Annotated in this window: 8 protein-coding genes and 1 pseudogene; 7 read left to right on the top strand and 2 right to left on the bottom strand. The window is 63.2% G+C overall.

What is annotated here, in order from left to right; all coding sequences use genetic code 11:
- Together EOA28_RS24200 and EOA28_RS24195 are read left to right on the top strand one after the other, a co-directional pair.
- A pseudogene (locus EOA28_RS24200) lies at nt 1-300 on the top strand (hypothetical protein); the annotation flags it as partial.
- A gap of 163 nt (nt 301-463) precedes the next feature.
- Entirely contained in the window at nt 464-1093 is a 630-nt protein-coding gene (locus tag EOA28_RS24195; RefSeq protein WP_128315355.1) for a MarC family protein, read from the top strand.
- A gap of 76 nt (nt 1094-1169) precedes the next feature.
- Here the strand turns inward: EOA28_RS24195 and EOA28_RS24190 are convergent, their stop codons facing one another.
- Together EOA28_RS24190 and EOA28_RS24180 are read right to left on the bottom strand one after the other, a co-directional pair.
- The gene (locus tag EOA28_RS24190; RefSeq protein WP_128315354.1) at nt 1170-1595 is read right to left on the bottom strand and encodes an OsmC family protein; all 426 of its coding nucleotides are present in this window, start codon (nt 1593-1595) and stop codon (nt 1170-1172) included.
- A gap of 262 nt (nt 1596-1857) precedes the next feature.
- Nucleotides 1858-2376 (bottom strand): single-stranded DNA-binding protein, encoded by a 519-nt coding sequence (locus EOA28_RS24180; RefSeq protein ID WP_126082575.1) that lies wholly within the window; start codon nt 2374-2376, stop codon nt 1858-1860.
- Nucleotides 2377-2572: 196 nt separating this feature from the next.
- Between EOA28_RS24180 and EOA28_RS24175 the strand changes: the two genes are divergently transcribed.
- The 5 genes from EOA28_RS24175 to EOA28_RS24155 all read left to right on the top strand — a co-directional run bounded on the left by EOA28_RS24175 (nt 2573) and on the right by EOA28_RS24155 (nt 4763).
- A complete protein-coding gene (locus EOA28_RS24175; protein WP_245456450.1) occupies nt 2573-2953 on the top strand; it encodes a cupin domain-containing protein in 381 nt (126 codons plus the stop codon).
- 45 nt (nt 2954-2998) lie between these two features.
- A complete protein-coding gene (locus EOA28_RS24170) occupies nt 2999-3313 on the top strand; it encodes a metalloregulator ArsR/SmtB family transcription factor (RefSeq protein ID WP_126082574.1) in 315 nt (104 codons plus the stop codon).
- Entirely contained in the window at nt 3310-3786 is a 477-nt protein-coding gene (locus tag EOA28_RS24165; protein ID WP_126082573.1) for an SRPBCC domain-containing protein, read from the top strand. The genes EOA28_RS24170 and EOA28_RS24165 overlap by 4 nt, the downstream gene beginning before the upstream one ends.
- A gap of 16 nt (nt 3787-3802) precedes the next feature.
- Nucleotides 3803-4405 (top strand): ATP-dependent Clp protease proteolytic subunit, encoded by a 603-nt coding sequence (locus tag EOA28_RS24160; RefSeq protein WP_126082572.1) that lies wholly within the window; start codon nt 3803-3805, stop codon nt 4403-4405.
- Between the two features lie 76 nt (nt 4406-4481).
- The gene (locus EOA28_RS24155; protein WP_126082571.1) at nt 4482-4763 is read left to right on the top strand and encodes a hypothetical protein; all 282 of its coding nucleotides are present in this window, start codon (nt 4482-4484) and stop codon (nt 4761-4763) included.
- The last annotated feature ends 415 nt before the right edge of the window (nt 4764-5178 follow it).

Here is a 5178-nt window from a genome sequence, read left to right as displayed (position 1 = left end):
CCGTCGCTCGGACCGTGGACCTTCTACGGCACGACATTGCGCGTCTACGATCCCGGCGCCGACGCCTGGCACATCTTCTGGAGCGACCCGCGCAATCAGTACTACAGCCGGCAGCTCGGCAGCGCCGAGGGCGACACGATCGTCCAGGTCGGCGCCGACGGAACCGGCGCGTCGGTACGCTGGAGCTTTTCGCGCATTACCGAAAACTCGTTCCGCTGGCTGGGCGAGCGCTCGCATGACGGCGGCGCGACCTGGCGCATGGAGGTGGAGTTTTTGGCCCGGCGGGTGGGTGAGAGCTGATGACTACCGAAGATCGCAGCGGCACAAAACAAGAGCCGTAGCCATCCTTTGCGCCGCCGGGCTTCACCAGGTTCGCGAAACCATCTTCCCGCCTGTTTCCAGCGCCTGGGCTTTGCTTTACCAATTGCAGAGGCTGGGCTTCGCCTGGCGGGAGGGGCCAGCGATGCCGAGTTTCGACAGCCTGTTCAACGCCTTCGTCACCATACTGGTGACCATCGACCCGCCGGGGCTGGCGCCGCTCTTCCTCGCCGTGACGCGCGGCATGAACCGAGAGGAGCGCCAACAGGTCTCGGTGCGCGCCTCGGTGATCGGCTTTCTGGTCATGGCGCTGTTCGCGGTTGCCGGCGCCTCGATCCTGTCGGTGTTCGGCATCACGCTGCCGGCCTTCCGCGTCGCCGGCGGCTTTCTCTTGTTCTTCATCGCCTTCGAAATGGTGTTCGAGCGCCGCCAGGACCGCAAGGAGAAGATCGGCGACGTCGCCATCACCAAGGACATGATCCACAACATCGCCGCCTTCCCGCTGGCGATCCCGCTGATCGCCGGCCCTGGCGCGATCTCGGCGACCGTGCTGTTGTCGGGACATTTCGAAGGCTTTGCCGCGCAGGCAGCCCTGGTCGGCATCATCTTCGTCTGCCTCGTCATCACCTATCTGGTGTTTGTGCTGTCGGAACGCATCGACCGCATCCTCGGCCAGACCGGCCGCTCGATTCTGACCAGGTTGCTCGGCGTGATCCTGGCGGCCTTGGCGGTCCAGTTCGTGGCCGACGGCGTCAGGGCGCTCATGGCAGCCTAAGAGGCTGCGAAGCAGCCCACCTACTGCCCTACTGCCCTACTGCCCTACTGCCCTACTGCCCTACTGCCCTACTGCCCTACTGCGCCCCCGTCTCGACCACCTCGAAATCATGCGTGATCGTCGCCGTCTTCGCCATCATCGCGCTGGCCGAGCAGTATTTCTCGATCGACAGGTCGATCGCCCGTTTCACCTTGTCATGCGAGAGCGCGCGGCCCTTGACGATGAAATGCATATGGATGCGGGTGAACACTTTCGGGTCGGTCTCGGCCCGGTCGGCGTCGAGCTCCACCACGCAATCCTCGACCGCCTCGCGGCCTTTCTCCAGGATATGCACGACGTCATAGGCCGAGCAGCCGCCGGCGCCGATCAGCACCAGTTCCATCGGGCTCGGCCCAGGCGTCTTCCCATCCGGCCCATGCGCCGTGCCCAGCACGACCTTATGCCCGCTGCCGGATTCGCCGACAAAGGTGCGTTCCTCGACCCATTTGACGCGTGCTTTCACGGTGGTCTTCCTTGAGAAATTCCGGTCCGCGCTAAGGCCTGTTGAGATTCAGGTCAGGCCGCGCAGAAAATGGCGGGTTCCGAGAACCGGCCTACGCCGGCCGAAGCCCTCACAAGTGTCCCGCTCTATGAAGGTTACTGCCGGCGAAGGATGGATGGCTAAAGCGGCAAAGGCCGCGAAGGCATGCCATGGGATTGGAGGCGGCGCCGACGGAAGCGGTCCGAGCGACATCGCCTTCCTCTAAACGACCATGTCGAGACGCTTAGAACGGGATCTCGTCATCCAGCTCCCGCGACGCGCCGCCGCCACCGCCGCCCCTGGAACCGCCGCCACCGCGGCTGAAACCTTCGTTCGGGCCCGACTGGCCGAAATCGGAACCACGGCTGCTGCCGCCTGAATAGTTACCGACCTGGCCGCTACCGCCCTCGCCGCGCGCGTCGAGCATCTGCAGCTCGCCACGGAATTTCTGCAGCACCACCTCGGTCGTGTAGCGGTCATTGCCGGTCTGGTCCTGCCATTTGCGGGTCTGCAGCTGGCCCTCGACATAGACCTTCATGCCCTTCTTCAGATACTGCTCGGCCACCTTGGCGAGCTGGTCGTTGAAGATGACGACATTATGCCACTCGGTCTTTTCCTTGCGCTCGCCCGAATTCTTGTCGCGCCAGCTTTCCGAGGTGGCGATGCGGATGTTGACGACCGGATCGCCGGAATTCAGGCGGCGGATTTCAGGGTCCGCCCCGAGATTGCCGACCAGAATGACCTTGTTGACGCTACCCGCCATCGTACTTCTCCGCGCTCATCCGAAACAAATTTTAAGTCGCTCACCTTACAGCCTCAGGGCCGCCCACGCCCGTAAAGGCTGGCTTTTCCCACAAGGTTTTTGTTCCTCTTTCGTTCTAGCATAACCGATGCTTCTGTCAAGGAATGTCAGCAAGAGGTAGTGTCCTGGTGTGGGAAACGAAAGGGGATATCTCCGAATGAACACCCTGACACATGAGGATCAGCCGCGCGAACTTTGGCGGACCGGAGTGGAGACGCGGATGCGTGTTGCCGCCGCCAACGGCGCGGCCGAGCTTTGCATATTCGAACAGTGGGTCGAACCGGCAACCGGGGCGCCGACCCATTCGCATTCGGTGGAGGAAGTGCTGACAGTGATTGCCGGCGAGGCCGAAATGTGGATCGAAGACAGGCGAGCAGTACTGACTGCGGGGCAGTCGCTGATCATCCCGGCGCATCGCAGGCATGGCTTTCGCAACATTGGGTCCGGCATGCTCCACATCCATGCCGTGCTCGCATCGCCGATCTTCGAAGCAAGCTTCGACGGAGCCGCGAATCCGGTGAAGCGCTGGACATCATAAAAACAGCGCTTGCCAAATCTATAAGTATCGACTTATGCTTTCCGCATGATCGAAGCAGAGATTTTCCGGGCGCTCGCCGACCCCACCCGTCGCGCCGTCTATGAGCGGCTGACCGCCAGCGAGATGACAGTGACCGAGCTGCGCGCCGGCATGAGCGTGTCGCAGCCGGCGGTCTCGCAGCATCTCGCCATTCTGCGCGGCGCCGGCCTGGTGGTCGAGCGGCGCGCTGGCCGCAACGCCTACTACCGCGCCGATCCGCAGGGGCTCGACCCGCTGCTCGGCTGGATCGAACGCTACCGCGCCTTCTGGCCGGAAGGCATCGAGAAGTTGAAGACGGTTCTGAAGGGAATGGACCAATGACCAAGGCAGAGAATCCGACAGCGGCAGAGGCCCCGCTCAGCTTCGAATGCGAGCTTGCCGATCCGCCGGAAAAGGTCTGGCGGGCGCTGACCGAGCCGGAACTGCTGGCCGCCTGGATGATGCCGAACGACATCAAGGCGGAAGCTGGCAGCTGCTTCACCTTTGCCGGACCGGATGCGCCGATCGAATGCGAGGTGCTGGAAGCCGAGCCTGGCCGGCTGCTGCGCTATTCCTGGCGCGAGCGGCCGGCCGACAAGGATGCCGACCAGCTTCCTGCCTTTGACAGCATCGTCACCTTCACGCTGGCCCGGACAGCCTCCGGAGGCACGCATCTTCGGATCGTGCATGATGGCTTCGTGCCGGTGGCTGAGCCTGTTCTGGCCATTGCCGGCGCCGGCTGCGGGCTCTCGCTTTATGCGCGCAAGACCCCGACCGCGGCCAATGCGCCCTGCATGATGCTGCGCGCGGCCTGATAAGAGGAAACCCGTCATGAGCATTGCCAATCTGGTGCCGATGGTCATCGAGCAGTCGAGCCGCGGCGAACGTTCCTTCGATATCTTTTCGCGGTTGCTGCGCGAGCGCATCGTCTTCATCAATGGCGAGATCAACGACAATGTCTCGGCGCTGGTCTGTGCCCAGCTGCTGTCGCTGGAATCCGACAATCCCGACAAGGAGATCTCGCTCTACATCAACTCGCCCGGCGGCATGGTGACCAGCGGCTTCGCCATCTACGACACGATGCAATACATCTCCTGTCCGGTGTCGACGGTCTGCATGGGCTTCGCCGCCTCGATGGGCTCGTTTCTCCTGATGGCGGGCTCCCCGGGACGCCGCATCGCGCTGCCCAACACCAGGATCGTCCTGCATCAGCCGCTTGGCGGTTTCCAGGGCCAGGCTTCCGACATCCAGCGCCACGCCGAGGACATCGTGCGCACCAAGCAGCATATGACGGAGCTCTACGCCAGGCATTGCGGCCGCACCTACGAGGAAGTGGAGCGCACGCTCGACCGCGACTACTTCATGAGCGCCGCGGAAGCGAAGGACTGGGGCCTCGTCGACCACGTGTATGACACGCGCAAGAAAGCGGCCTGATATAGCGGAGTAGGCGCGCGGCAATTTGATCGCCGCGCGTCTGGCATCGCTTCAGCCGCGTCCCTATAGTCCGCGCATGATCAGGTCCGTTCAGTCCAGACATTTATGCGCCGCCCTCGCCGCTCTTGCCGGCGCCTTGATGGCCGGCACCGCACTGGCCGACGACAGCCAGTCGCAGAAACTGCCCGGCGTCAGCGGCGACTATCGCATCGCCAAACCGGCGCCGCAGCCGGAACCCGATGACGCGCAGCCCGCCGGCAGCGACGGCTCGTTCAAGATCGGCAACACCGATGTCAGGATCGGCGGCAGCATAACGATCGACATGGCAACGGGCGGCATGAAGCTACCGAACCACTGATCGCGGTCGCGGGTTGAGCGCCCCACAAAATGTAAGCCCCATCCCTGCTGTGCAGACGGATGGGGCTTCATGGATCTGAAATCCAACTTTGGCCGGGAGTGGACTGCCGGCGTTCTGTTTCGGATGCAACGCGGCGTTCAGCCGACGATCCGACTATGGTCTCTGATTGTAGGGAATCGGCAAGTCACGGTTTGTCGGGCCGGCGTTTCAAGTCTGCCCTGGCACTTATGCCCGCCGCGGCTCCATCTCCGTGTGGAGCCTCAAGGGACTGTCCGGTGGCGTCATGCTCCGCTCCTGGGTCCGTTGCGACAATGTCGTTCGAAGCGCTAATCGCTATCGCCTGCGGCGTCTCGCAGGCCGCCTGTTGGGCGGCGAGGCCATCGAAAGACAGCCGACTTCGTTGACGCCTTTGAGA

This window comes from Mesorhizobium sp. M2A.F.Ca.ET.067.02.1.1, from assembly GCF_004023285.1.
In the GTDB taxonomy this organism is placed as follows: domain Bacteria; phylum Pseudomonadota; class Alphaproteobacteria; order Rhizobiales; family Rhizobiaceae; genus Mesorhizobium.
The sequence above is the reverse complement of the archived record's forward strand: the minus strand, read 5'-3'. Positions and strand labels throughout refer to the sequence as shown.